This window comes from Candidatus Cyanaurora vandensis (assembly GCF_013285555.1).
Classification (GTDB): Bacteria; Cyanobacteriota; Cyanobacteriia; order Gloeobacterales; family Anthocerotibacteraceae; genus Cyanaurora; species Cyanaurora vandensis.
The window spans coordinates 15835-39909 of sequence record NZ_JAAXLT010000105.1; the positions used below are offsets into that span (position 1 = coordinate 15835).

Annotated in this window: 27 protein-coding genes; all 27 read left to right on the plus strand. The window is 53.8% G+C overall.

Going from position 1 to position 24075, the window contains the following annotated elements; all coding sequences use genetic code 11:
- The first annotated feature begins 29 nt into the window (after positions 1-29).
- The 27 genes from HFM78_RS07225 (at position 30) to HFM78_RS07355 (ending at position 23996) form a co-directional block, all read left to right on the plus strand.
- On the plus strand, positions 30-560 hold the full coding sequence (locus HFM78_RS07225; protein ID WP_287128755.1) for a hypothetical protein: 531 nt from the start codon (positions 30-32) through the stop codon (positions 558-560).
- A gap of 54 nt (positions 561-614) precedes the next feature.
- Positions 615-1190: a DUF2811 domain-containing protein gene (locus tag HFM78_RS07230; RefSeq protein WP_287128756.1), complete on the plus strand. Its 576-nt coding sequence runs from the start codon at positions 615-617 to the stop codon at positions 1188-1190.
- 78 nt (positions 1191-1268) lie between these two features.
- Positions 1269-1781, plus strand: a complete 513-nt coding sequence (locus HFM78_RS07235; RefSeq protein ID WP_287128757.1) for a regulatory protein GemA — start codon at positions 1269-1271, stop codon at positions 1779-1781.
- 282 nt (positions 1782-2063) lie between these two features.
- Positions 2064-2561: a hypothetical protein gene (locus tag HFM78_RS07240; protein ID WP_287128758.1), complete on the plus strand. Its 498-nt coding sequence runs from the start codon at positions 2064-2066 to the stop codon at positions 2559-2561.
- Positions 2562-3046: 485 nt separating this feature from the next.
- Positions 3047-3472 (plus strand): 3TM-type holin, encoded by a 426-nt coding sequence (locus HFM78_RS07245; RefSeq protein WP_287128759.1) that lies wholly within the window; start codon positions 3047-3049, stop codon positions 3470-3472.
- A gap of 71 nt (positions 3473-3543) precedes the next feature.
- On the plus strand, positions 3544-4263 hold the full coding sequence (locus HFM78_RS07250) for an N-acetylmuramidase family protein (RefSeq protein ID WP_287128760.1): 720 nt from the start codon (positions 3544-3546) through the stop codon (positions 4261-4263).
- Between the two features lies 1 nt (position 4264).
- The gene (locus tag HFM78_RS07255) at positions 4265-4516 is read left to right on the plus strand and encodes a hypothetical protein (protein WP_287128761.1); all 252 of its coding nucleotides are present in this window, start codon (positions 4265-4267) and stop codon (positions 4514-4516) included.
- The gene (locus tag HFM78_RS07260; protein WP_287128762.1) at positions 4516-5061 is read left to right on the plus strand and encodes a phage protein Gp27 family protein; all 546 of its coding nucleotides are present in this window, start codon (positions 4516-4518) and stop codon (positions 5059-5061) included. The genes HFM78_RS07255 and HFM78_RS07260 overlap by 1 nt, the downstream gene beginning before the upstream one ends.
- Positions 5054-6661: a hypothetical protein gene (locus HFM78_RS07265; protein ID WP_287128763.1), complete on the plus strand. Its 1608-nt coding sequence runs from the start codon at positions 5054-5056 to the stop codon at positions 6659-6661. The genes HFM78_RS07260 and HFM78_RS07265 overlap by 8 nt, the downstream gene beginning before the upstream one ends.
- Positions 6652-8442, plus strand: coding sequence for a DUF935 domain-containing protein (locus HFM78_RS07270; protein WP_287128764.1), 1791 nt, complete (start codon positions 6652-6654; stop codon positions 8440-8442). Before HFM78_RS07265 ends, HFM78_RS07270 begins: the two co-directional genes overlap by 10 nt.
- A complete protein-coding gene (locus tag HFM78_RS07275; protein ID WP_287128765.1) occupies positions 8435-9904 on the plus strand; it encodes a phage minor head protein in 1470 nt (489 codons plus the stop codon). The genes HFM78_RS07270 and HFM78_RS07275 overlap by 8 nt, the downstream gene beginning before the upstream one ends.
- Positions 9901-10167 (plus strand): hypothetical protein, encoded by a 267-nt coding sequence (locus HFM78_RS07280; RefSeq protein WP_287128766.1) that lies wholly within the window; start codon positions 9901-9903, stop codon positions 10165-10167. Before HFM78_RS07275 ends, HFM78_RS07280 begins: the two co-directional genes overlap by 4 nt.
- Positions 10167-10709, plus strand: coding sequence for a phage virion morphogenesis protein (locus tag HFM78_RS07285; RefSeq protein WP_287128767.1), 543 nt, complete (start codon positions 10167-10169; stop codon positions 10707-10709). Before HFM78_RS07280 ends, HFM78_RS07285 begins: the two co-directional genes overlap by 1 nt.
- Positions 10710-10810: 101 nt before the next feature.
- The gene (locus tag HFM78_RS07290; protein WP_287128768.1) at positions 10811-11887 is read left to right on the plus strand and encodes a hypothetical protein; all 1077 of its coding nucleotides are present in this window, start codon (positions 10811-10813) and stop codon (positions 11885-11887) included.
- Positions 11880-12257, plus strand: a complete 378-nt coding sequence (locus HFM78_RS07295) for a capsid cement protein (RefSeq protein ID WP_287128769.1) — start codon at positions 11880-11882, stop codon at positions 12255-12257. The genes HFM78_RS07290 and HFM78_RS07295 overlap by 8 nt, the downstream gene beginning before the upstream one ends.
- Before the next feature lie 20 nt (positions 12258-12277).
- Complete coding sequence (locus tag HFM78_RS07300) at positions 12278-13219, plus strand: hypothetical protein (protein WP_287128770.1); 942 nt, start codon at positions 12278-12280, stop codon at positions 13217-13219.
- 1 nt (position 13220) lies between these two features.
- Positions 13221-13691, plus strand: a complete 471-nt coding sequence (locus HFM78_RS07305; protein ID WP_287128771.1) for a phage protein Gp36 family protein — start codon at positions 13221-13223, stop codon at positions 13689-13691.
- Positions 13691-14197, plus strand: a complete 507-nt coding sequence (locus HFM78_RS07310) for a hypothetical protein (RefSeq protein WP_287128772.1) — start codon at positions 13691-13693, stop codon at positions 14195-14197. The genes HFM78_RS07305 and HFM78_RS07310 overlap by 1 nt, the downstream gene beginning before the upstream one ends.
- Positions 14194-15003, plus strand: coding sequence for a hypothetical protein (locus HFM78_RS07315; protein WP_287128773.1), 810 nt, complete (start codon positions 14194-14196; stop codon positions 15001-15003). Before HFM78_RS07310 ends, HFM78_RS07315 begins: the two co-directional genes overlap by 4 nt.
- A 15-nt stretch (positions 15004-15018) precedes the next feature.
- Positions 15019-15270, plus strand: coding sequence for a hypothetical protein (locus tag HFM78_RS07320; protein WP_287128774.1), 252 nt, complete (start codon positions 15019-15021; stop codon positions 15268-15270).
- Between the two features lie 156 nt (positions 15271-15426).
- The gene (locus tag HFM78_RS07325) at positions 15427-16212 is read left to right on the plus strand and encodes a hypothetical protein (protein WP_287128775.1); all 786 of its coding nucleotides are present in this window, start codon (positions 15427-15429) and stop codon (positions 16210-16212) included.
- A 179-nt stretch (positions 16213-16391) separates the two neighbouring features.
- The gene (locus HFM78_RS07330) at positions 16392-16850 is read left to right on the plus strand and encodes a hypothetical protein (protein ID WP_287128776.1); all 459 of its coding nucleotides are present in this window, start codon (positions 16392-16394) and stop codon (positions 16848-16850) included.
- A 2-nt stretch (positions 16851-16852) separates the two neighbouring features.
- Positions 16853-19399, plus strand: a complete 2547-nt coding sequence (locus HFM78_RS07335; protein WP_287128777.1) for a tape measure protein — start codon at positions 16853-16855, stop codon at positions 19397-19399.
- On the plus strand, positions 19399-23106 hold the full coding sequence (locus tag HFM78_RS07340) for a putative Ig domain-containing protein (RefSeq protein WP_287128778.1): 3708 nt from the start codon (positions 19399-19401) through the stop codon (positions 23104-23106). Before HFM78_RS07335 ends, HFM78_RS07340 begins: the two co-directional genes overlap by 1 nt.
- The gene (locus HFM78_RS07345) at positions 23099-23449 is read left to right on the plus strand and encodes a hypothetical protein (RefSeq protein WP_287128779.1); all 351 of its coding nucleotides are present in this window, start codon (positions 23099-23101) and stop codon (positions 23447-23449) included. Before HFM78_RS07340 ends, HFM78_RS07345 begins: the two co-directional genes overlap by 8 nt.
- Positions 23449-23724 (plus strand): hypothetical protein, encoded by a 276-nt coding sequence (locus tag HFM78_RS07350; RefSeq protein WP_287128780.1) that lies wholly within the window; start codon positions 23449-23451, stop codon positions 23722-23724. The genes HFM78_RS07345 and HFM78_RS07350 overlap by 1 nt, the downstream gene beginning before the upstream one ends.
- The gene (locus HFM78_RS07355) at positions 23724-23996 is read left to right on the plus strand and encodes a hypothetical protein (RefSeq protein WP_287128781.1); all 273 of its coding nucleotides are present in this window, start codon (positions 23724-23726) and stop codon (positions 23994-23996) included. The genes HFM78_RS07350 and HFM78_RS07355 overlap by 1 nt, the downstream gene beginning before the upstream one ends.
- Positions 23997-24075: the final 79 nt, after the last annotated feature.

The following is a 24075-nucleotide window of genomic DNA, read 5'->3' on the forward strand; positions in this document are numbered from 1 at the left end:
GAAAAAAACAACAAAAAGGATGGTTGGTGATGGGTAAAGTTCAGCTTGTTGGGATTCCGCATTTCGCGCTAAAGCCCCGGCCTACCGGGATTCTTTACCTGGGGATGCCCCGTCCTTACCGGGCGGATTGCTCTAAGTTTGGGGGTAAGTTTTGGCATGGCAGGTCTACGGAGGTCGGGCCGTGTATGACGGTCCAGGTCTTTGATTATTACCAAAGCGAAAACGTTTACGGGGATTATCTTGTACTCGCTTTTCTCGATACTGACCGGGCAGTGAGCTTGCTTGTGCTGCGGGGAGAGTCGGAGCGGGAGTTTCGGGATTTCCTGTACCAACTGGAAGTGTCCGGGCCGGAAAATCAAGCGATTGCCTTGGATGCGCTCAAGCTGACGCTGGGGTTTGAGGAGCGGTCGCTGGGCACGGGTGATGTTTACCACACGGTGGTGGTGCAGCTTGTCGAGTTTGTGTCTGAGCAAGCCCTAGAGGACATTCGTAAGTTTGTCCAGTCTGGGCGGTTTATGCTGTCGTCCTTTCCGGTGGAGCAGGTGGGCCATGACGAATAACTCTCTGTATTCAACTTATCGCGAGTTTCTGGGTGGAGAGTTGGAGGCTAAGCCGTGAACCTGACCACGGAGTGTGTTCTTGCAGTGTTGGAATCTCGCCGTGACCGGAAGCTGGCTGGCTTGACCGCAACAGAGCTAGTCAGAGCGGCGGTGGGCTGCGCCCCTGGGCCAGACGAAACCCGCCAACTCCGCAAAATCATCGCCATGCTCCGGCTTCAGGGGCAGGCTATCGCGGCTTGCCCGACCAAGGGCTACTACCTCGCGGATTCGCCGGAAGCTCTGCTCACGGGGATTAACTACCTGCGGGGTCGTGCGCTCCATTCCCTCAAACAAATCAGTCGCCAGCGGCGGGTACTCAAGGAACTGGCGGGGCAACTCCGCTTGGGCTTGGACCCGAAAACCACTGCACTCAATAAGGAGATCGCTATGACTTCGGTACTTGCTGAAATCCCGGATGAATTGCACACCCAGGTGACGGCTTGGCTTGGAGAAAACCAGGAATGGGATGAGACAAGGCTTTATCAAGCGGCCCTCGCGATGTTTCTGATGCAACACGGGGTGCCCAATGTAGGCCGCACCTACCTCAATGCCCTGTTTGGGAAGCCGGAGGTGGGTGATGAAGCGGTGTGAGGCCCTCATCTTGATCCTGAGATGTTCGCTGGTGCTGACTATCTACGCAATATGGATAACCCTCACGGAGGAATTGTGATGCGAAAGTTCAAGCCTGACCTAACTAGCCTCAACAAAGTGGCTCGCGCCTCGCTAATCCGGGCGATTCACGCGATGAAAACCAAGGCCAAGTTACCGGATGACGTGTACAGGGGCATCATCCACGATTTGAGCGGCGGTAAGTGCAATAGCTCCACTCAGCTTGATGACTATCAGCTAAAGCGGCTGGCGGACCACCTGCGCGAGAAATCGGGACAGGTGAGGAACTATTCCCCCAGTAGCAAGCACAAGCCAGCGGGTGAGAAGACCCACGCCGATAAGCTCCGTGCCCTCTGGATCTCCGGCTCAAAGGCCGCAATTATCCGGGATGGGTCTGAGACCGCGCTCCTCAATTTCGTAAACGGGCAGCTATTCGGGCGGGACAAGACAGACCGTAAGCTGCTCTCTCGGCTTGAGTGGCTCAACCCCAAGCAGGGGAATCAGTGCGTTGAAGCTCTCAAGAAAATCATTGAGCGTGGGCCTGTGAAAACCGAGGAGGGGCAGGGTGAGTAGTTGGTTTCGTAGCATTTGCCAAGCAGAACAGCCCTCATCCGAGGATGGCTGGTTGAGCTTTTGTCAGGAGTGCTGGGAGGCAGAGTGTTCCAGGAGTTACTGGGCCTTTTTGGATGAATTGGCTGCAAGCCTAGGAGGTGATGGTGAGTGGTGATACCACAATGATCCTCTGGGTGATGGGGATTATACCCCGGTGGGTGGCTACCCTTCGCTCTCGGCGATGCGCCGGAGTTTCTGGTACAGGATTTGATGCAGCCCCTAAATCCTGATTTGGAGTAAAAAATGATTGACACACTATTACTGCACATCGAGCCGTGCTATATCGTCCGGGCTGAGGTGAATGGCGGCTACTCAGCCCACGGCACTGGCGCCTGTGTGGAGGAGGCGGAGGACAACGCCGTGGCCCGTGCTATGGCTTTCGCGGGGCTGGTCCGCCCTGCGGATGAAGATCCACGCCCATCAACTCCCGTGCCCGTGGCTCCTCCCCAGCCCCAAAGCCGCCCCTCTGCACCCGTGGCCCCCACGCCTCGACAGGTATCCACCACGGGCACTAACCCGCCGTGGCCTGGGGCTGAGGCAATGGCTGAGGGCAAGCGCATTGCCGAACTCAAAGCCCAGACGGATGCGGATTTGAAGATTCTCGGCTGGTCGGGTGCCGATGGCAAAAAGCACCTGTTCGCAAGCTACAAGAAAAATTTGAGAGGGGAGCTGACCCTGCCGGAGTATGAGGAGTTTGCTGCCTTTCTCGGGGAGCTAGTCTCGCATACCCAGGAGGGATAGTCGGATGAACTACGTGATTTCTTGAGCCATCTCAATGTAGCCTTTTGGAAGTGTGCCCCAATGCACTATAGCCTCCTGCCCACATCCCTAAAAGCTCTAGTCAACATCATCGGGCTAGAGCTTTGCTTACGAATCGTTAGTAGGTACGGAGGCGACTCTCTTTACATCCCCAGAAACAAGCTAAACAGCGAAATCTTAGACCTCTGCGGAGTAGAAGCAGCCACAAAGTTACAGGATTACTATGGTGGGACACACCTACGGATCGCCACTGCCAAAAGCTATTTTGCCGCGAAACGCAATATGCAAATATGCCAGCAAAAAAAATCTAGCCTTGAACTAGCCAAGCAAAACCAACTCACCCAGCGCACCATTTTCCGCGTCCGCGCTGACCCAAGACCCGACGAACAGGACTAGTGCATAAAATGTCAGACTTACTTTTGTCATAGGGTAGCCCCGAAGATTACAGCAGCGTTCAGGCCCTATCCATGCCGTTCGACCTGCTATTCTCCCTAGGCACCGACCTCATCAAACGCATCTTCCCCAACGCAGAAGATCAGGCCAAAGCGCAATTAGAATTTGCAAAAATGCAGCAGGATGGGCAACTCGCAGAAATTCAAGCCCGGTACGCCGCCATCCAAACCGAAGCCCAACCCGCCTCCTGGTTCACCAGTGGCGCAAGACCAAGCTTTATCTGGGCCGTCAGCCTCTATTTTCTGCTAGCTCCCTTCGTTGGCATCCTTGCCATCTTTAACCCCCAAGGCGCACAGCAACTCGGTGCAGGCATGGCGGCCTATCTCAGCGCAATCCCAGATAGCGTTCTAGGGCTATTTGGCACCTGCTTACTCGGCTACTCCGTCTCTCGCTCCTGGGAAAAAATCACCACCATCAAACAGGCCAAACCGAAACCATGAATCCTGAAACCCTCGATTTAGAAACTTCCCGACAAGAAATCGGTGATTTCCTGTGCCGTGCAGGAGCCTTTATGAAAACCCTCAAAGGTCCCGTCAGTCCCACCGATATCCAGGCCCTGATGTTCACCTACGACTGGAAGCAAACCATCCCCAACGCTGACCGTGCGATGGCAGAGATGGCGGAATTCCTCAAACCCGCCACGCCCCCAGCCTCGCCAGCCATCACCCTAAGCCTCGTCCCCAATGACTACTTAGCGGCGGCCGCCAAACTCGGTGTACCGACCGCTACTCTCAAAGCTGTCGTCTCTGTCGAAGCCCAGGGTCGCGGCTTCCTGTCCGACGGACGGGCCAAATGCTTGTTCGAGGCGCACTGGTTCCATCGCTTCACCAAAGGCCGCTATCAATTTAGCCACCCCCACCTCAGTTCCCCCACCTGGAACCCCAAGCTTTACTATGGTGGAACTCGTGAATGGCAGCGCGTCAACGAAGCCCTGGCCCTAAACGAAAGTGCTGCTATGCTCTCCACCAGCCTCAACCTTTTCCAAATCATGGGCTTCAACTGGAAATTGTGTGGCTATACCAGCGTGGAAGACTATTTCAATGCTATGCAGGTCAGCGAAAATGCTAGTCTCAACGCCTTTTGCAAACTAATAACCAAACAAAGATTGGTCTCGTACCTGCGTGAATGTAGATGGATTGACTTTGCTTATCACTACAACGGGGCCGGATATCGGCGCAACAAATATGACACCAAACTCGCCGCTGCTTACCAACAATTCGGAGGGATATGATATGCAACCCGCTCAGAGTTCAGACCTAGCCCCAGAGGTGATAACCGCTTGGACCCCCATAGCAAAATTACTTGGACCGTTTCTGCCTGTAATTCTGTGCTTGGCCTGGTTCCAGTTCCAGGTAGTCACGCCCCAGCAGGAGCGCACCGAGCGACTAATCGAAAGGCTGATCCTGAAAATTGATGCCAATACGGGAGCAATTAATCAACTCCGAGATTCCTTACAACGCTCCTATGGTCCCCTGGAGAAGTAATGCCACAGCGTTCAAAAATCTCCCGCCTCCCCGAAAACCTACGCCTCGAATTTGAGCGTAAGCTCCGGGAGAACAATTTCACCGACTACCTAGGGATACTCTCATGGTTCAAAGAAGAAGGCTATGACCTGTCTTTGTCCCAGATTGGTCGCCATGCAAAAAGGCACCGGGATCACATCGAAGAAGTCCGCAAGGCCGTAGACCTAGCCCGCGCCCTAAATGTAGAAGTCGAAGATGAAGAGAACCTCCTAGGCGATGCCACCGCCCAATGGATACTTACGCTCACGTTCAAACTCCTCACTGATAAAACCCTACTCGAAGGCTCTCCCGACCAACTAGTCAAACTCCTATCCCAGCTAGGCAATATGGTCGCCAAGCTCTCCCAAACCCAAATCAACCAAAAGAAATGGCTGACCGACGTGCGCCGCCGCATCCACGAAGCCGCCGACCGCGCCGAAGCCGCCCTCAAAAAAGACGGAGGCTACAGCCCAGAGACCGCCGCTCTCATCCGCGCCCAATTTCTAAATATCCTGCCAGATGTCTAAGACTCGCCCCACCACCGCCCCAACCCTTGACCCCGACCAACTCGCCTGGGCCGCAAAGAATGCACCGGGCGGCGTATTTCTGCCCTATCAGGGTCGTTGGTGTGCCGAGCAATCCAAGGTCAAATCCTGGGTCAAATCAAGGCGTATAGGTGCCTCTTGGTGCGAAGCAGGTAACTCTGCCCTCATTGCCGGAGCAAGCGGAGGTCAAAACACCATTTATGTTGGCTACGAAAAGACGATGACCCGCACTTTTATCGAAGATGCCACCACCTTCGCCCGTGCCTTCGATGCCATCTGCTCCCAAATAGAAGAAGACGAAGAGGTCTGGTATGAGGGCGAAGAACGAAAATCCGTCCAAATCTACCGACTCGTCTTTAATTCCGGTCACAAAGTCGAAGCTGTCGCCAGCAATCCGCGCAACTTCCGTTCCCGCAAAGGCCGAGCGATTATTGATGAAGCCGCCTTTGTAGACCAATTTCCCCAGATGCTAGAAGCCGCCCTTGCCTTCATGGTCTGGGGCGGTAGTGTCAGCATCATGAGCTCTCTAAACGGCACCGATAACGAATTTTACGAATTCGACCAAGACATCTTAAGCGGTAAGTTACCCTATAAACGATTCGCCACTACCTTCGACGATGCCCTAGGCGAAGGGCTATACCAGCGCATTTGTCTAGCCAGTGGCACACCCTGGACACCCGAAGCCCAAACCAAATACCGGGCCGAAATCGTCAGTTTTTACGGCGACCGCGCCGACCAAGAGCTATTTTGCATCGCCGCCTTGGGAGGTAGCCGCTACATCCCCAGCATTTTTGTCCAACAGTGCATGGACAAATCCCTCCCCGTCCTCGTGCTACGCCGCGAGCCAAAATTCGCCCTAGAGTCTGACGAATACCGCCGCTCTAATATCCAAGACTGGATTGAGGATGTGCTCGATCTCGTTTTAGCGACACTAGACCCCAACCTCCGTACCCACTTCGGCATGGACTTCGCCCTGGAAGGCGACCTCTCCGTCTTCGCCCCGGGGCAAGTGCAACCCGACCTCATCACCCGCGTCCCTTTTGTGCTGGAGATGTCCCACATCCCCGCCCGCGAACAAGAGCAAATCCTCTACCACTGCGTAGACCGCTTCCCCCGCTTCATGAGCGGCGCAATGGACGCACGCGGCAACGGTAGCATCCTCGCCCAGTTCGCCCTACAACGCTACGGAGCGCAGCGCATCGCCTGTATCAAAGCCTCCGAGACTTGGTACCTAAACAATTTCCCCGGCTACCGTCGCGCCCTCAGCGACCGGATGTTTTTACTTCCCCAAAGCGCAGATTTACTCCAGGATCACGGCGAAATCATCCAAGTCAAAGGCATCCCCAAACCCTCTGACAAAAAACGCAAAGGCACCAACGGCCTCCAGCGACACGCCGACTCCGCCATCGCCCTAGTCAACCTACACCACGCCACCCAAATGCCCGTCGCCCCCATTGAAGGCTACTGGCTCGGCATCCCCCGCGACTCAATGCGCGATGTCCAAGTCCTAGAGACCGATACAGGCTGGGGAACCATCCGCGTCCATCACGATACCCAACAGGAGGATATGTCTTGGCTCTAATCCTTGGCCCGAATGATCTCCCCATCGAGAGTGACCCTAAAAAACCTTTGCTCAATGCCGAAATCGCCACCACCCGCGACGGGCGTGATATTACGCGCGGCTATCTCGGCCCTATCTTGCCACCCCAGGACGAGATACTCTGGCAGCGCAGCACAGGAGATCTCGACCTTTATGAAAAAGTGTTAGACGATGCCCAGGTAGCCGCCCTACTTCAGCAACGCCGCCTCGCCGTCATCTCCCGCGAACTGGAGGTCATCCCCGGAGGCCCAGGAGCCGCCGAACAAAAAGCCGCCGATGCCCTCAAGTACAACCTCGAAAACCTCTACCCCGATGTCGATCAAATCAGCGATACCAGTTGGGATCAGGTCACAGCCCAGATGCACTACGGCATATTCTTTGGCCGCTCTCACGCGGAAATCATCTGGGATAGAGACGGTAGCGAATATGTCATCAAACAGGTCAAACCCAAAAACCCCCGCCGTTTCAAATTCAACCAAGACTTGCAACTCCTACTCATCACCCAGGACACTCCCCTAGGCATTCCCCTTTCCCAATTCCCTCGTAAATTCTGGAGCTTCTGCTCGGGGGCCTGGCACAGTGATGAACCCTACGGTCTGGCCCTTGCCCACTGGCTTTATTGGCCCACTCTGTTCAAACGCCAGGGCCTGAAGTTCTTCTTGGTCTATCTCGAAAAATTTGGGATGCCCACCCCCTACGGTTCTTTCCCACCCGGCACCACCCAGCCCGAGATTAAAAAACTCCTATCCACTCTCCGGGCTATCATGACCGACTCTGGCATCGTCACGCCCCAGGGCATGGACATCAAACTCCTAGAAGCCAGTCGTAGCGGTAGTGCTGACTACATCGGCTTCCAAAATCTGATGGACAGCTACATCGCCAAACTCATCCTCGGTCAAATGATGACCTCTGAGGCAGTCGGCGGTCAATACAAAGCCGATGTCCAAAACTCCGTCAAAAAAGAACTTGTCAAAGCCGATGCCGACCTGATTTGCAGCAGTTTTAATGCAGGCCCCGCCCGTTGGCACACCTTCTACAACTACGGCGAATCAGTTAAGCCCCCCCGCATCTACCGCCGCATCCAAGATGAACCCGACCTCAAACCCCTAGCCGAACGCGACAAAATGATTTTTGATATGGGCTTCCGTCCTACCCTCCAGTACGTTACCGATACCTACGGCGGTGAATGGACAGAAGTACAGCCCACCCTCGACCCCACCGCCCTACCCGTGGACGGTCAACCCCTGCCAACTGGCCTAAATGGAGCGCAAATCCAAGCCCTGCTCGAAGCAATGAAGTCGGTTGCAGCTCAGGAGCTGCAACCGGACGTTGGTTTTGAACTGCTGAAGGCCGGATTCCCTCAAATTGATGAGGCCGCCCTCCGCCGCATGTTTGAAGCCAGCCGTAAACCCCTCCCTGTCCCTCCCAACTCGGCCCCCGCAAACATAAACCTCTCCGAAGGCAACTTCTTCCGCAAACTTTGGAATAACACCTTTGGATTTAACCGCGACTATGCCGACAACACCCCACCCATCCCCGAAACCTACACCCGCCGCGTCACCGAGCAAGCAAGCCCCCTCGTCGAAGCCTGGGTCGAACAAATCAAAAATGAACTTACCCAAGCCAACGACTTCGACGACTTCAGCGAACGCCTTTTAACCCTCTACCCCGACCTCCCCACCGAACAACTCGAAGCCCTACTCGGTCAAGCCTTCGTGTCCTCGTTCATGGTGGGCCGCTATGAGGTAAAAAAAGGTGGCTGACCCTTGGCAACAGCTTCCCTTTAACGAAGCAATCCGTTTCTTCCGCTCCAAAGTCCCTATCCCCACCGAGTCCTGGTCTGACCTTTGGGAGGGCCAGCACACCCGCGCCTTCACTGTCGCCGGAGCCATGAAAGCCTCCCTTCTGCTAGACCTCCAGTCGGCTGTAGACCGGGCCATCGCAGACGGCGTGAGCCTCGGACAATTTCGCAAAGATTTTGATGAAATCGTCGCCCGTCAAGGCTGGGCCTACAAAGGCGGACGAGAATGGCGCACCAACATCATCTACCAGACCAACCTCAGCACCGCCTACGCCGCAGGCCGCTACGCCCAGATGACTGACCCCGACACCCTACAAAACCGCCCTTACTGGCTCTACAAACACGGCGACTCCCGCTACCCCAGACCCCAGCACCTCGCCTGGAACGGCCTAGTCCTCACCGCTGACGATCCTTGGTGGTCACAACACTACCCCCCCAACGGTTGGCTCTGTTCCTGCCGAGTCTTCACCCTCTCTAAAGCCGATTTACAGCGCATGGGCAAAGACGGCCCTGACCCCAGCCCACCGGTCAAGACACGAGAAGTTCCCGACCCCGCCAACCCCAACCGCACCATCGAGGTCCCCAAGGGTATAGACCCCGGCTGGGCCTACAACGTAGGCGAATCCGCCTTTGGCCCAGCCCTCACCTCCAATCTCACCGCAGACCAAGCCCGCGACAAGCTCACCGCCCTCAACTCCCGCCTAGCCAGCGAACAAAATAGCCTGCGCCAACTCTTCCAAAACACCGAACAACGAATGCAAGCCGCTTTCGAGCGCAAACGTCCTGAAGCAGGCAATCGCCTAGCAAAAACGGCGGAGAACCTTTATCAAGTCATTAAAGCAACCGAAAAAAGAGCATCAGATAACATTGAAAAATTACTTTTCGTAGAGAATCCCTCACGATTGCAACTTAAATTTGACCAAAAAATACTCCCTAAAAACATCCCAGATTTACAAAAAGAGGCTGATTTTTTCCGTAATATCCTGGCCCTAAAAAGTCTCAACGACAAAAATATATCAATTACCATCGCCTCCAAAGAAATACGCCCCGGTCGCATCACTTCTTACTATTATCAGGGTCAAGTTTTCATGTCACCGAAGGCCCCCCCAGGCGATTTAGTACACGAATTAGCCCACTGGCTAGAAGAAAATGACCCTCAAGTACACAAAAAAGCCCTTGAATTCCGCGCCCTACGCACAAAAGCAGAACAACCTATCCCACTCGGCCCACCTTTTAACTCCGACGAATTTACCCTAGCTGACCACTTCCAAATCCCATATGCAGGACGAGTTTACCCCAACGACACCGCCACAGAAATAATTTCAGTTGGGTTACAATTGTTGTATCAGTCTCCTTTGAAGTTCATTAACGACGATCCCCATTACTTCGACTTCCTGTTTAACCTCGTGCGAGGCCACCCATGACCGCTACTCTTAGAATTCATCAAAAGCTATGCGTCGTAGACCTCGACTATGACCGTTATGTGTGGACGTGCGAAGAAGACAAAATCCTAGAGCGCATTCTCAACATCTCTTTGGGGCCTATTCTCCTTTTAGATATTCCTGGCTATGACCCCAGCCCTTTTCAAACCATTGCCGACTTAGCCGTTAAGAAATATGGCAAAGACGCACATATCATCGACGTTCTCCCCACCCTCCGGCCCAACGTCCCAGGCAGAATTTACTGATGACCCAAGTCAAAGTCGAAATCAACGACACCCGGGTACAGCAAGCCTTCACCCGGCTGCTGTCCCAAACCAATAACCTCCGGCCCTTTCTCAAAGACATCGGCGAACACATGCTCCTCAGTGTCGAGAGCAACTTCGACCGCCAACAAGCCCCCGATGGCACCCCCTGGGCACCCCTCAGCATCGCCTATCTCAAGAGCAAAAAAGGTCCTAAAACCCTCACCGAGTCTCGCGCCCTCCGCCGCTCCATCACCTACCGAGCCGAAGAAGATGGCGTATCCATCGGCACCAACCTTATCTACGGAGCTATCCATCAACTCGGTGGTACCATCCAGCGACAAGCCAGCACCCGCGAACTCCTCTTCAGAGTCAACCAACGCACAGACCGTAGCCGCTTCGCTAAACGCAAAAAAGCAAACTTCGCCCAAACCGTCCAAGTCGGAGCCTATTCCATCAAAATGCCAGCCCGTCCCTTCCTAGGAGTATCCACCGAAGACTGCCGCCGCATCCTCGAAATCCTGATCTGCCACCTCACTATGTAATAGACCCGACAATTTGTTGTATGAACTGGTACAAGAAATGTCAGACTTACTTTTGTCATACCCTGGGCTGGACACTATAGAGAACGCATTTTAGTCTCGCTGTGCCCAAGAATCTTAGCCCACAAGTGATCTTCACCGCTGGTACCCACACCGCCTCGGACGGGAGTACCCATACCTTCACCGTGGCGGATCTCCAGGAGTGCGCCGCCGCCTACGACCCCCACAAACACACTGCCCCCTGGTGCCTTGGGCATCCCAAGACCAACGGGCCTGCCTGGGGATGGATACAGAAGCTCCAAGTCGTTGGCAATAAGCTGGTAGCCTTCTCTGAGAAAATAGCCGGACCTTTTTTGGACTGGGTGGAAACCGGGCACTTTTTAAAAAAATCAGCCAGTTTTTATCTACCTCAATCCCCCAATAACCCTACCCCCGGCAAACTCTACCTCCGTCACGTCGCGGCCCTGGGTGCCCAACCTCCGGCGGTCAAGGGCTTGCCTGATCTAAGTACGTATGATTATCAGGAATGCCAGAGCACAGCAGACTTTGAAGAATCTGTAGACTTCAGCATGACTGAGTGGGGCTGGCTGGCCCTTTCTCGCATGGCTCGTAACTTACGCGAGATGTTAATTGAGGAAAAGGGACCCGACAAGGCTAATACCGTAATACCCGAGCAGACGATAAGCGATCTCGAAGCGGCTGCTCGTGAAGAAAGCCAACAAAAACCCAACTACGAGGAGCCTACTACCGTGTCCCAGGCCACCAACGAACGTGAAGCTCTCACTACAGAAATTACCCGCCTTAAAACGCAGATTGACGCACAAAAACACGCTGCATTCCTTGAAAAACTCTGTAGTGAGGGGCGCATCCTAGATTTCCAAAAGCCAGGGATAGGTGCTCTTATGTCTACCCTCAGTCAAGTCCCGGACACTATTGAATTTGGCGAAGGAACCGAGAAGCAAACCCAAACTCTCCTGCAATTTTTTGAAGGTTTGATTTCACAAATCCCCAAGCAAGTTGACTTTAGTGAGAGAGCCAAGAGCCAGATTCCCGGAAAAATGAGCCCCGAAGAAATCGCTGCAAAAGCTAGTGAATACGCTGAAGACCAGCGCAAAGCTGGTCGCACGGTCAACTACACTCAAGCTGTCAACCACGTCATGAAGGGGCAAGACAATGGCTAAGAATGAACTTTTGGTCAAGAGTTATACCGCTCAAGCTGCAATCAGTGCTCGAAGAATCGTCAAGTTCGGTGCAACCGAAAACAGTGTGCTTCAGGCCGCCGCCCCCGCCGATACGATGTTTGGTCTGAGTATTGAATTAGATGCTGCTGCCGGAGAGCGTGTAGATGTAGTGCTCCTGGGTATGGGTGAAGTCGTTTATGGGGGAGTTGTTACTCGTGGAGCTTTGCTGACCTCCGATGCTACCGGCAAGGCCGTTGTTGCCGCGCCAGCAGTGGGAATCAACAACCGCACTATTGGCATTGCGGTCCAGGCTGGTGTAGCGGGCGATATTGGTTCTGTCTTGCTTGGACCGGATTCAATCCAAGGTTAAAATTATCTCTGGAGGATTAAATGGCTAATGCCCCTTTTCCAATTCGTTCAGATTTAACGGCAATCGCTATTGCCTATAAGAATCAAGATGTTGATTTGATTGCTGATAAAGTGATGCCGATTGTGCCCGTGGGTAAACAGGAGTTTGAATGGATTTTACATACTCTCGAAGAGTCTTATACCGTCCCGGATACTAGTGTGGGTCGCAAAGGACGGCCTAATGAGGTTGACTTCTCGGCTCAACGGCAGGCTTCCTTCACCTTGGATTATGGACTAGATGACCCGATCCCACAAAATGACATTGACAATGCTCCCCCCAACTATGATCCCTTGGGCCGGGCGGCGGAAGGCTTAATGGACTTGATTCTACTTGACCGGGAGGTTCGCGTGTCGAACCTCGTATTTAATGATGCGAATTATCTTGCAGCAAATATTCAGGATTTAAGCGCAGGCGGTGGAGTAGCTCAATTTAACAATGATGCAGCAAATCCGATCAAGACCATCCAAAATGCGATGAATCAAACTATCATGCGGCCTAACATTATGGTTATTGGGCGCGACGCTTTGACCGGGCTAGCCTCCAATCCGTTTGTGGTCCAGGCGTACAACCGGAATGCGGGCTCTGGAGGAATTGTGCCAGAAGAGTTTATTGCTAATCTATTTGGCTTACAAGAGCTACTGATTGGGGAGGCCCGAATTAACCGCAATGCTAAGGGGCAGGCGGCGAACATCCAGCGAGCTTGGGGAAAGAATATCTCACTGCTCTACCGCAATCGAGTCGCGGATAATCTACGCGGTATGACTTGGGGATTCACCGCTCAGTGGGGTACGCGCTTCGCTGGCTCCAAGCCGGATTCTGGCATTGGGTTGATGGGAGGCCAGCGCGTCCGTGCTGGAATGCGGTGTCGAGAAGTTGTTGCTGCGGCTCCCGCAGGCTTCTACCTGAAAAATGTGGTTGTCTAATATGACGACTCTGTATGTCATTGAGGGCGACCTAGCCAAGCGTGGGATTGATCTCGTTACGCTCACTAACCTGAGTAATCCCACAGCGACCATTGTCAATCAGGGCTATCTCAACGATGTTTTAGCTGAAACTACAGGGATTGCTAATTCGTACCTGCGTAACCGCTATGCGGGGATTTTACCCTTGCAGAGTGTGCCCCCGGAGCTGAAACGCCATCTAGTATCAATAGCACTTTACATATTAGAGGCCAATGCCCCAACTCAGACCACGCAGGCGAATTACGAGTATGCGCTGACCTTCCTGAAGGACCTAGCTGCGGGCCGGGCCAATCTTGGCCTGGATTTAGTGGATCAACCGATGATTGAAACGGCTCTACCAGACTACGAAGAGCTGAACCGGGCATTTACCAGCGATAGTCTGGATCTCTATACCCGTGACCGAACGCAGAGTCCTGGGGGATGGGGATGGTAATGCGGGATGACATAACCCCAGCTCTACAGGCAATCCGGGAGCGGCTAAGTTATTCGCTCCGAGTGGCTGGGTGCTACGTGATTGGCAGCCAGGCCCCCCGCCGCGAGGGGATGGCACTGCCCACACGGGAACTACAAATCGCCTATCAGAGTTCTGCTTTTGGAGCCCCTAGGCGTGACCGCCCGGTGATCCAAGACCGGATGCTCCGGTTTGAGCTGACCCTACGGGTAAAAGGAGGCAGCCAAATTGCTCACCCCTTGCTGACATTAACTCGTGACCTCCTAACTGGCTTTTCTGGTGGCTGGGAGTATCCGGGCTACATGGAAAAGGAGGGATTTTTGGGCGTGGATGAGCAGCAATATCACATCTACGCCCAGCTATATGTAGCTCCAACTCGGTACTACGAAGAAGCCCCGTATCTACCTCTGGATACCGAGTCTGGTCGGATTGCCTTAGAGGAAGGCGGTTTTCTGAGCCTTGAAGAAGGAGGATATTTAATCCAATGAAGAAAATTTTGCTGAGCCTATTGCTGTTGACGGCCCAAGTGCAGGCCCAGGACAAAAAAATCACATCGCTCCCGATTACTGTGCCGCAAGCAACTGACATTTTACCTGTTGGTCGTCCAGGCGTGGGGACTACTTACGGCGTCACTATCCAGTCCCTGCAAACTACAGGTCCCGTCGGTCCTACTGGACCTCAAGGGGAGATTGGTCCCCAAGGCCCAGCGGGATCTACAGGGGCCACGGGAATTACTGGGCCTCAGGGACCCGCTGGGAACACAGGAGCAACCGGGCCGACCGGACCCCAGGGGGCGGTAATAAATAGTGATACTTTGCCCAGTAGTCCGACGGTGGGGTTGTTGTGGTTTGAAACCACGCCGCGCATCCTCTGGTACTGGAGCGGGACCGATTGGCTTTCGGCGGAGCTCTTCACGGCGGTTGTCTCTGCAAACGCCATATCTACTACGAGCTCTTTGAACTTAACCCCTCCACAGATAAGGCCCGGGACCTACAACATTTATTTGGAGACTTGGGTCATTGGCGGCACTGTCGCCACCACAAACGACGCGACGAACAACTGGTCTCTCGTCCTGCGGCGAATTGCTAGCACCCTCGCTATTACCAGCCTGGATACTTACACGTCCTCGCCCTGGAGCGTCGGCACGGGCTACATCATAGCGCGGCCCCTAGCGTTGCTGCTTGATTTATCGGCTACCAGCATCATTAACTTCCAAATTGGGGTGACAAGAAATACCTCACCCGGTCAGCTTAACGCCTCGGTCTTGGTTTCGTACCGTTTAGCCCGTCCGTAAATAAAGGAGTTACCCATGTCTCGCTTTGCTGCTCTTTCCCCCTCCCGTGTTACTGCCTCCTATGAGGCTGGGTTCACTTATGTGGTGTTCAGAAATGATTTGGGGCTGGTTGATGCTGTTAATTATCTTCCGACTGGTCAAGTGGTCCCTTACACCAACAGGGACCACCCAATGACGGAACAACTGATTGCGTGGATGCAGGTGAATCAAACCATTGACTTTAGCCCTGCACCCAGTGGGTATGAGTATGCACCCGCGTTCTACTAAGGAGCCCAGGCAACATGCAAGAACAATACTGCTTACTTCAACCGGTCCAGACTAACAGTGGAGTGCTGATTTCAGGATGGATTTATCCGGCTGAGCTCGTGCCTGACTGGGCCAAAGCTGACCCTGCAATTGCTATTCGTGTCGAGGAGGACCCGGATGCCCACAGCTAACGAGACGTTCTACAACCGCTTCATTGGCGGGAAATGTTTTTTTAAGACAGATGCGGGAGCTTTGCTCTCCATCCCTACGTGCACTCCGGTTCTAGATCCCGGTATCTCTGAGGAGACTCAGATGACTTTATCCAACACGGGACGGATGATTCCTGTAGACCAGTACATCACCCAGGAATCCGCGCAGCTTGAGGTGAAGTTTGGTGCGGGGATTCACAACCCCAGCATCATGGAGATGCAACTAGGCCGGCTTTTCGGGACTATTAATAAAGTCGTAACAGTACGCAACCAGTTCGTAGTACCAGCTAGTCTGAGCTATCCTGCAGCAGTTACTGGGACTCTGGGTTTCGGACTCGTAGCGGATTCGGCATTATGCTCGCTGAGTGCGGCTAATGGGACGACTACCCAATTGACGCGAGTAGCTAGTGCTGGCTCTCCAGTACTTACGGCTAGTCAGTTTTATCAGGTCGTCAACGGAGGTTTCACTTTTCACGCCGCCGCCGCTGGCTTGGTTGCCACCTGGGAGGCCGCTCTCCCCTCTGCATCTGTGCTAGCTCTATCAGCAAGTTTGATTGGGAATTATTCAATCCTGGGGTACTGGATTGATAAATTCGCAAGGGTTTGGCGGTTTGAGTGCCCCCAAGCGCAGTCGGTCAAGAAATCCAAAATCGATCCAGGGGCACAGGAGACCTCTCTAACTTTTAATCTCTTCCCGACGGCGGGGGTTGATTTGCCCTACAGCATTGATTACACCGGCGTGATTCTAGGTTAGCCATGCTTGAAATCACTCTACCGGGGGGTCAGAGAGAGTTGCTGAGGCCCCCTACCCAACGGAACCTCCCGGATGTGCTGGCGCTATTAGAGCAACTCAAAAAGTTGCACTACCAACTAGGTCTCGGAATTGGGCAAACGCTGTTGCATCCGTGGGGTGCCCTATGTACCCGGCGAATTATGGCAATGCTACCGGTGGTTGGGGGCGGCCCTGCCACCACCATACTTGAAGCTCTAGTAGCCTGGGGGGCGGAGGCTAAGGATTTTGAAAAATGGCAGGCTCTAACCGAGAGCCTTTTTATTGGGGTGGGCAGCCAGCCTAGCTTGATTGAGAAGTTGCTGTTGGCTGATTTACAGCAGGGTGACACGCAAAAAAATGACGGAAACATGATGCCGCCTGCCAAAGATGCGGAGGGGCGGCTACTTGCCCAACTGATCTTGCTGGTTGGGGGGCAAGGCGCACTAGCACTCTGGGGAGAACTAAGTGCGGGTCAACTCCAGGGGCTATTTGCTGAGTACAACACACTGTTAAATCCAGTGCAGTCCCAGCGAGATTGGGCGGAGCAGATGTTCCGCGCCGCGCCCCAGGGAGTCCTGGCAACATTCGATGATGATATCCACCGCTGGATGGCGGACTAATCGTGGCAGACCAAGACCTCAGCCTAAAAATTAAGCTGCTGGCTCAAGACGAAGTTAGTGCAACGATTAAAAAGGCGATTACCGAACTCGAAAAACTGGGGGATATCAAAGGCGCGGATAAACTCCGCCAACAATTGAAACAAATTGAGCAGGGGCTAGGAGGTATCAAGGAGCAGGCCAAAGTTAGCGATGCTGCCTTGGTCCAGCTCACAGCCCAAGCCAGCCAAGCCTTCACCGGGCTGGCTTCATCGGCACTCCAGACGAATCTGCAATTTGAAAAGCTACGCACTACCCTCAAAACCACCCTAGGCAGTGAGGGAGCCGCTGACCGAGCCTTTGCTACCATCCAAAGCTTTGCCGCCAGTACCCCGTTTCAGGTCAGTCAAGTCACGGAGGCGTACATCAGCCTCAAAAATCGTGGCCTAGAACCAACCAATAAACTGCTCACCGAATTGGGTGACCTTGCTGGTTCGCAGGGCAAGGATCTACAACAGGTGATAGAGGCCTTCCTTGATGCCACTACGGGGGAGTTTGAGCGGCTTAAAGAGTTTGGCATTCAGGCCAGTAGCTCTGGTGATCAAGTCACCCTGGCATTCAAGGGAGTAAGTCAGACCGTAGCTAAAACCCCAGAGGCGATCGCTAAAGTAATCAGCAGCTTTGGGGAGCTTAAGGGTGTGGCTGGTGGGATGGAGGCCCAGGCTCAGACGCTAGGAGGGCAACTCTCGAATTTGCAGGATAATGCCGACCGGGTAGCAGTCACCCTTGGCGGGCCATTTTTAGATGTATTAAATAAGGCTTTAACCTCCTTTAATAGCCTGCCCCAGCCGGTACAAAATGTCGGCGGCGGATTAATTTTCCTCGGTGGCGCGGTAGTAACCGCTACTACCGCTTGGGCAGGATTGTCGGCCCTGGGGGTTCCTGCCCTGCTTGGCAGCATAGCTATAGGTGCGGGAGCCGCAGCCGCAGTCTTGGCTCCCTATGCGGTAGTCGCGGCCTCGGCGGGTGCTGCTACCTATGGGCTTTACCAAGCCATGAAGAATTTACGCATCAATGAATTCGCTGATGATGTCAACAACGGTGCCTCTCGGCTGGGTAATTTGGCCCAACAGCTTGGGCGAGTGGCTCAACAGCAGCGGGAGGGCAAGCCCTTAAACCAAGCACTGGTGAGCTCCATCCGGGAGCAAATCGCCGCTGAGCAAGACCGACTAAATGAGCAAATCCGGGCTAATGCCATCACAGAGCCAGCCGCCCAAGCGCAACTTGTGGCCCTAGCCAAGCTGGAGCAGATGCTAGGGGGCATTACAGCAGCTGATAAGAAAAGAGGGCAGACCGCGACTGAGGTGGCGGAAGAGGTCAGACAAGCGGCTATAACGCAGGTAGAAGCTCTCCAGAGCATTGCTGAAAAAGCAGAGATTGCCCAGCAACTGGATTTGGTGAGATTGCAGCAGGATCTCAATCAGAAGCTTGTAGAGCAAGAAGGTTTCGAGATTCGGCGTGCTGAAATTAATCTGGCTGGCAAGGAGAAACAGTTAGCAATAGCCCAGGAGCCGCGTTACCAGCAAGTAAAAATCACTGGGGAGGGTAGTAAAGAGGTACTCGCGCTAGATAAGGCAATCGCGCAGAGCCGCCTAGAAATTGCACAGTCGTTGACTGAGCGAATGCTTGCCGAGGAAGCCAAGCGTAAGCCTCTGGAGGATTTCGGTAAGTCGGTGCTAGATCTAAGTAATGTAACTGAGGAAACTCCTTTTGGGTCTCCGACTAACCCCCTTACTGGTGAGGGTGGGCCGAAGACCTACGACCAAGTTGCCGCCGATGTTGAAGCCCAGTACAAGCACACGATGGAGCTAGCCGAAGCTCAGTCAATCGTCCGGCAGGAAGTATTTTCGACTAATCATCAATATGTAGAGGCGGTAAATTTAATCGAGCAAGCAGCCAATCAGCAAGAAAAGCTAAATTCCTCAATTAAAACTACTCAGGTGAATTTACAAGGGGCTGTGGAATCAGCTCAGATCTTGGGCTCTGCGCTTGAAGCCGCTTCAGGAGGCACTAGCCAGAAACTTCTTTTCAACGGAAACGAATTTCTGGAAAACTTTTATCTCAACCCCAGAACAAATGTCGGGTTCCAGAATCCCAATCAGCCAATGGGGTCAGGTTCGAGCGGGATGGAGGCCTTTTTCCGAGCAAACGCCAACCTAATCGGCCTTGGAGCTTATATGCCCATGCCCTTTGCCAGTGGGGGGATTGTTTCTCCTCGGGTTGGCGGCACGGTGGCGCGGATTGGCGAGGCCGGGAGTGCCGAATTGGTCTTGCCGTTAAATCGCCAGGGCGGGGCTTTCTTAGCTGCGAGCTTGGGGGCGATGCAAATTCCTGGAGGGCAGAATCAAGCCTCTAACCAGGAATTGCTAGCGGCAATCCGGGGGCTGGGGAAATCACTTGCTAATCAGCCTCGCGGGGATATCACGATAAATGGGGCGGATGATGTGACTGGGACGGTCATGCGGGTGATGGAGCACCGTGCCCGAGAGCAGTATCGGAGTATGAAGAACTAATGCCCAGCGGTATTGGTACGACGATTGAGTTGATTCTGCCCGCCGTGGGGCTGCGGCTTGCCTATGGGCCGCGAAATTTCTTGGATACAGCTACCTTGTTGAGTTGCCGCCGCTATTGGGCTACAGAGTCCCAAATCCAGGTTTTGATATCTCAGCAAGGGAATCTTGCTAGTACCAAATTTCTAGCGGAGCCTTCCTTCGTTTGGAGTTTGAGCTTGCTCCTGAACGAGACCGAAATCCGCGAATTCGAGTTACTTCACCATGAGCACCAATCGCTTTTGCGGGCACAGCACCAGCGGGCCTATGTAGATTTGGCTGATATGCGCGAAGCTTTTGTTGAAACTCCGACGAAAACCCGCACCCTTGCGCCGGGAGCTACCCTTGATTCCGCGCCAACTACGGGCGCGGTGAAATACCCAGCCGTCTACCGAGTACTGCTGAGCTGGGATGGTCGGGCCGAGCCTTGGGGGAATGGGCGGGTGCTGATTGTCGCCAGTGCCCAGGAGGTTGTGCCCACGGGTGCCGCATCCACAAAAGCTGTTCTGAATATGGCTCTACGGGCGTATCAAGTCTTGGTAGGGGTGCAGGATGTCACGGCCTATGTAAATAAATTCACTGTGGGAATGCCGACCGTTGATCCCCTCTCGGGAGTTCTCCCTTGGTCTGGGGAAATGGAGCTGCACGGTCAGGCGGGCTCTTTAATCGCACTAGATGCGCTCAATTTAGATGAGCGCACCAACTCGCTGTGGGTCGCTGGGCAGGACGTAACGCTTCTGCTCCGTAATGCCCAGGGCAGTTATAAGCAGCTCTGGACCGGGAAAATTCAAACCTATTGGTATGACGAGGAGAGTGGGCTAGGCCGCTGTGAACTAGCTTGTCTTCTGGGTTTCAATAATTATCGGACCCCCGCCCGGTACGTGGACGGAATTTTGGTAGATGGGGCCTCCATCACCGTAGGTCGCCTACGCTCACAAATTGCGGAGAGTGCGCTGTTGTTGGCGGGGGTGCCTGCCGCAGCTATAAATACTCCGCTTACTGGCCCACTGGCGGAGGTGATCGGTTTTCCTATCGTCAATTTTCAAGGCAGTTTAATTGAGTTGGCTGGGCAGTTGGTTGGGCCACTCAATTATTATCTTTGGGTTGATAAATTTGGTGTTATTCAGTTTTTAAGTGATTCGGATAACGCACCAGTTCCCTCACTGGTGCGCTCTCGGGCTGAGGTTGATGTCTATAAGCGGCAACCGCTCACTCAAACCCCCCCGAAGTTGGTCCGTTCCTCGGGCCAGACGCTCACCTATAATGCTGACTACACGAATAACTCAACCCTAGACACAATTACCACTCGTGCAGCGGTAGGTATAGTCCCGAGTGTCGTTGAAAGTGTCTGGAATACAGATTGGTACGGACTGCCATTAGTATCCAATACTGTGGCTTATCAAAATACTCAGATTATTGGTCAGCGGGTCGTCCGCGCCACAACTAAGGACCCGAACAGTAATACCTATACTTTGACGGTAACGACCCAAGTGCCCAGGGCTTTGCTCGGGATGCACTATGGGAGCCACATTGCAAGCGCTGGGGTCGCAGGCTACAGCGAGTGGGAGAATGTCAGGCTTGCGGGCCATCGCCATCCCAATGTGCAGTCTACGACAGGGATAAGTGCACCGCTTGTGGGACTACTTGTTCCCGGTGATCCTTTCGGCGGAATGGAACTTGATACTGTGCAGCAAGAGGAGCTAGTTACCCGCCAAGTTGATGTTTTCGCATATGGTTATGATGAGTTGGATCGCTTGATTAATTACTCATTCACCAAGCACTTAACGGCGATAGAAGCCGATATCCGCCCTGCGTTCAAGGACCCGATTCACCCAGAGTTTACATTGGGTTTGCAGAGTACCTTACTTCCCTACCTCCAAGAGATTAAAACCTATGGCTATGATGTGACGGGCATTGTGGCGGGGTACACCTACGCCAAGTGGCAGACCCGCCGCGAACTCCTGATAGTCCGGGATTTTAGTGAGTACGACCTGAGTGAAATTACCCTGAACGCCTACGACCAGAAGTTTGACTATCAACGGAGCTTGTTACGTACTTTGTATGAGGTTTCAACCTTTGCAGCGTCAGCAATTCAGCTAGGTAAATATTCTCAAGCTCTAACCCGTACCCTGCCACGAGTGGTAATCCCCCTGATTTATCCTGGAGCAATCCTGCAGGCATCAGGGGGGACCGCAGGATTGCCGCCCTATGCCCCCTCGGGGGGGAGTCTTAGTTTCCGTGTGAATCCTTCCGCTCGAAGCGTGGGAAATAGATGGATACTGGGGTTTGGGTCTGAGGCCGGAAATACCACGTCTTACCAGGAGGTACAGGTTCTCCAGGGCACGACCGTCACTCCGGCGGTCGACCCCTTGCCCACCCAATATCGCTCAGAGAGTTTGGCTGAAATATCCGTCAATTTGAGAGGGACCTGTGGTTTGGCTCTCAATGCCGGGGATATCTTTTCGCGCCGGGAGCAAGATTTCTCCTCGGCCTATCTGCTGTCGGATGCACAGCATGAGGCCCATGCTACCGCTTGTGCCCGTTTGATAGCCCAACGCCATTTTGGTTATCAAGTGATCATGCCTATCCCGGATGCTTTCCTGGAGGAATTCGAGCCCTTCGCTAGCGTCTGGATTCACAATGCAGCCTACAAAATGGAAAGCTGTGTTTTCGCGCTCGAAGGCTCTGAGGCGCGGTTTGGATTTGCGGGGCGATACCTGGGCCAACTTTCTAGTCCGGTACCGTTCCGCGCTCCCTATCCCGTTTCGGTTCCCACTGGCTCCTTGTCTATATGGGCTTTTCAGCCCCAGATCCTTTATGAGGGGGTACAACTCGATCCGGCAACTCAGGTTGGAGCTTATGGAGGGCAGGCACCATACGTGTTTGCTGTGTCGGGTTTACCGCTTGGTCTTGGCTTAGCCGGAGTTTTTATCGGCGGTACCCCTACTCAGGTAGGAGTCTTCACCGCTGCCTTGTCGGTCACGGATGCAGTCGGAGCTACCGCCGCCACGACTTTCACGGTTGCGGTCCAAGCCAGACCGAGTATGATCCCGCCCTACACCCTGGATCCGGGGGCATTGGGGACTACAACTAGCCTTGCACCGCAAATCTTTAGTGTCGTCCCTGCACAAGGGGGGGTAGGGGCAACCTTCTTGATTACTGGCCTGAACCTAGGCGGATCGAATGTGACTATCGGCGGTGTAGCTTGTGCGGCTGCCACTGTGGGCTCCCAGGTTTCTGCTACAGTCCCCCCAGGTGCAACTACAGGTCCCTTGGTGATTACTACCTCTGGCGGTCTCGCTGCTAGTGGGATCTTTACGGTTCTCCCCATCCCTGGGATTTCCTCCCTAAACACCTACGTTGCTAAAGTTGGGGACCGAGTGAGAATTTACGGTTCTGGCCTAAACAGCGCCAACAAAGTGCTATTCTCTGGAGTCTTTTCTCCACAGTTTGCGGTCATTAGTGCTGGAGAGATTTGGGCGCAGGTGCCCGCAATTGTTGCCCCCGGACCGATACAAGTATTTGGCTTGGGCGGAGCTTCTGCCTCACCACAAGATTTCCGCCTAAGCGATTACGATCTCCTGGCTGCAAGGTCTCTGGGGGATTTTTACAGCTTGGTGGCCTACGTTGATGTCCTTGAATTAAGTGTCTTAGGAGATTTAAATGGGTAATTCATTCGCGCTCGTCATACCCTCGGGGTCCACCAATAATCGCCCTGTAAGGGTAGTAGCCACGGCTTCGCCCGGTACCCTGGTGCACAATGCAACTTCGTCTCCGGTGGATTTCGATGAAGTAACGCTCGATCTCTATAACACAACGGCGGTGGCCCTAGAGGTAACTATTGAGTTTGGAGGAACCACGGCCAGTGACCAACTGGTCCTCGTTGTACCCGCCAAAAGTTTGATGAGGGCCGTGGACCAGGGCCGCCTGAATAATGGTGCAGTTATCCGGGCATTTTGCCCTACCGCCGGGGTCAACCTAGTGGCGAAAGTTACCCGTGTCCAGGTTTCGTGATGCCAGTTGTCACAATTTTTGGGCACTTGATCCAGCAGCAAGCCGCGCACCAGCAGCGGCAGACCAATCGCCAGATCATCCTTGATGCTGCGCCGACTCTGGCGGGGAGTGCGGTGGGGGTCAGCCAAGGCCGCCTCCTCATCGAGTCCCCGGCGGGCTCCAGGGCTCCGCTCGCTCTAAGTACGGGCCAAAATTCCTTTGCCCCCGGTAGTCCTGTGCTAATAACCAGCCATCCATCCTCCCCAGCCGCCCTAGGCACGGCGAGGTCTAACTAATGCTCTTTGGATCTGAGTTCCGGCTTTCGATGGTAGGTTGGCCTATCCTCACTTACGGACTCAGCCATTTTGATGGCTTAGGCTTACTCCGGCGCAAGCAATCGGCGGGGCAGCTCACAGCCCGGTATACCCCCATCGGCAGCGCAGTAATATCTGGGCCAGCCCATAAAGATTTATTTGTATTTGATGCGAATCTGTATTTGAGTCAGGCTGATTTTGATTCGCTAAAAGCATTTATTTATGAGCATTGGCGTAAGCTGACAAGCATTTAAAATGCGTTATACTGGAATTATTCAATGTCCAAAAATGTTACAACCATGCTTAGTAAAAGCTTCCTTTCCTCAGAAGAAA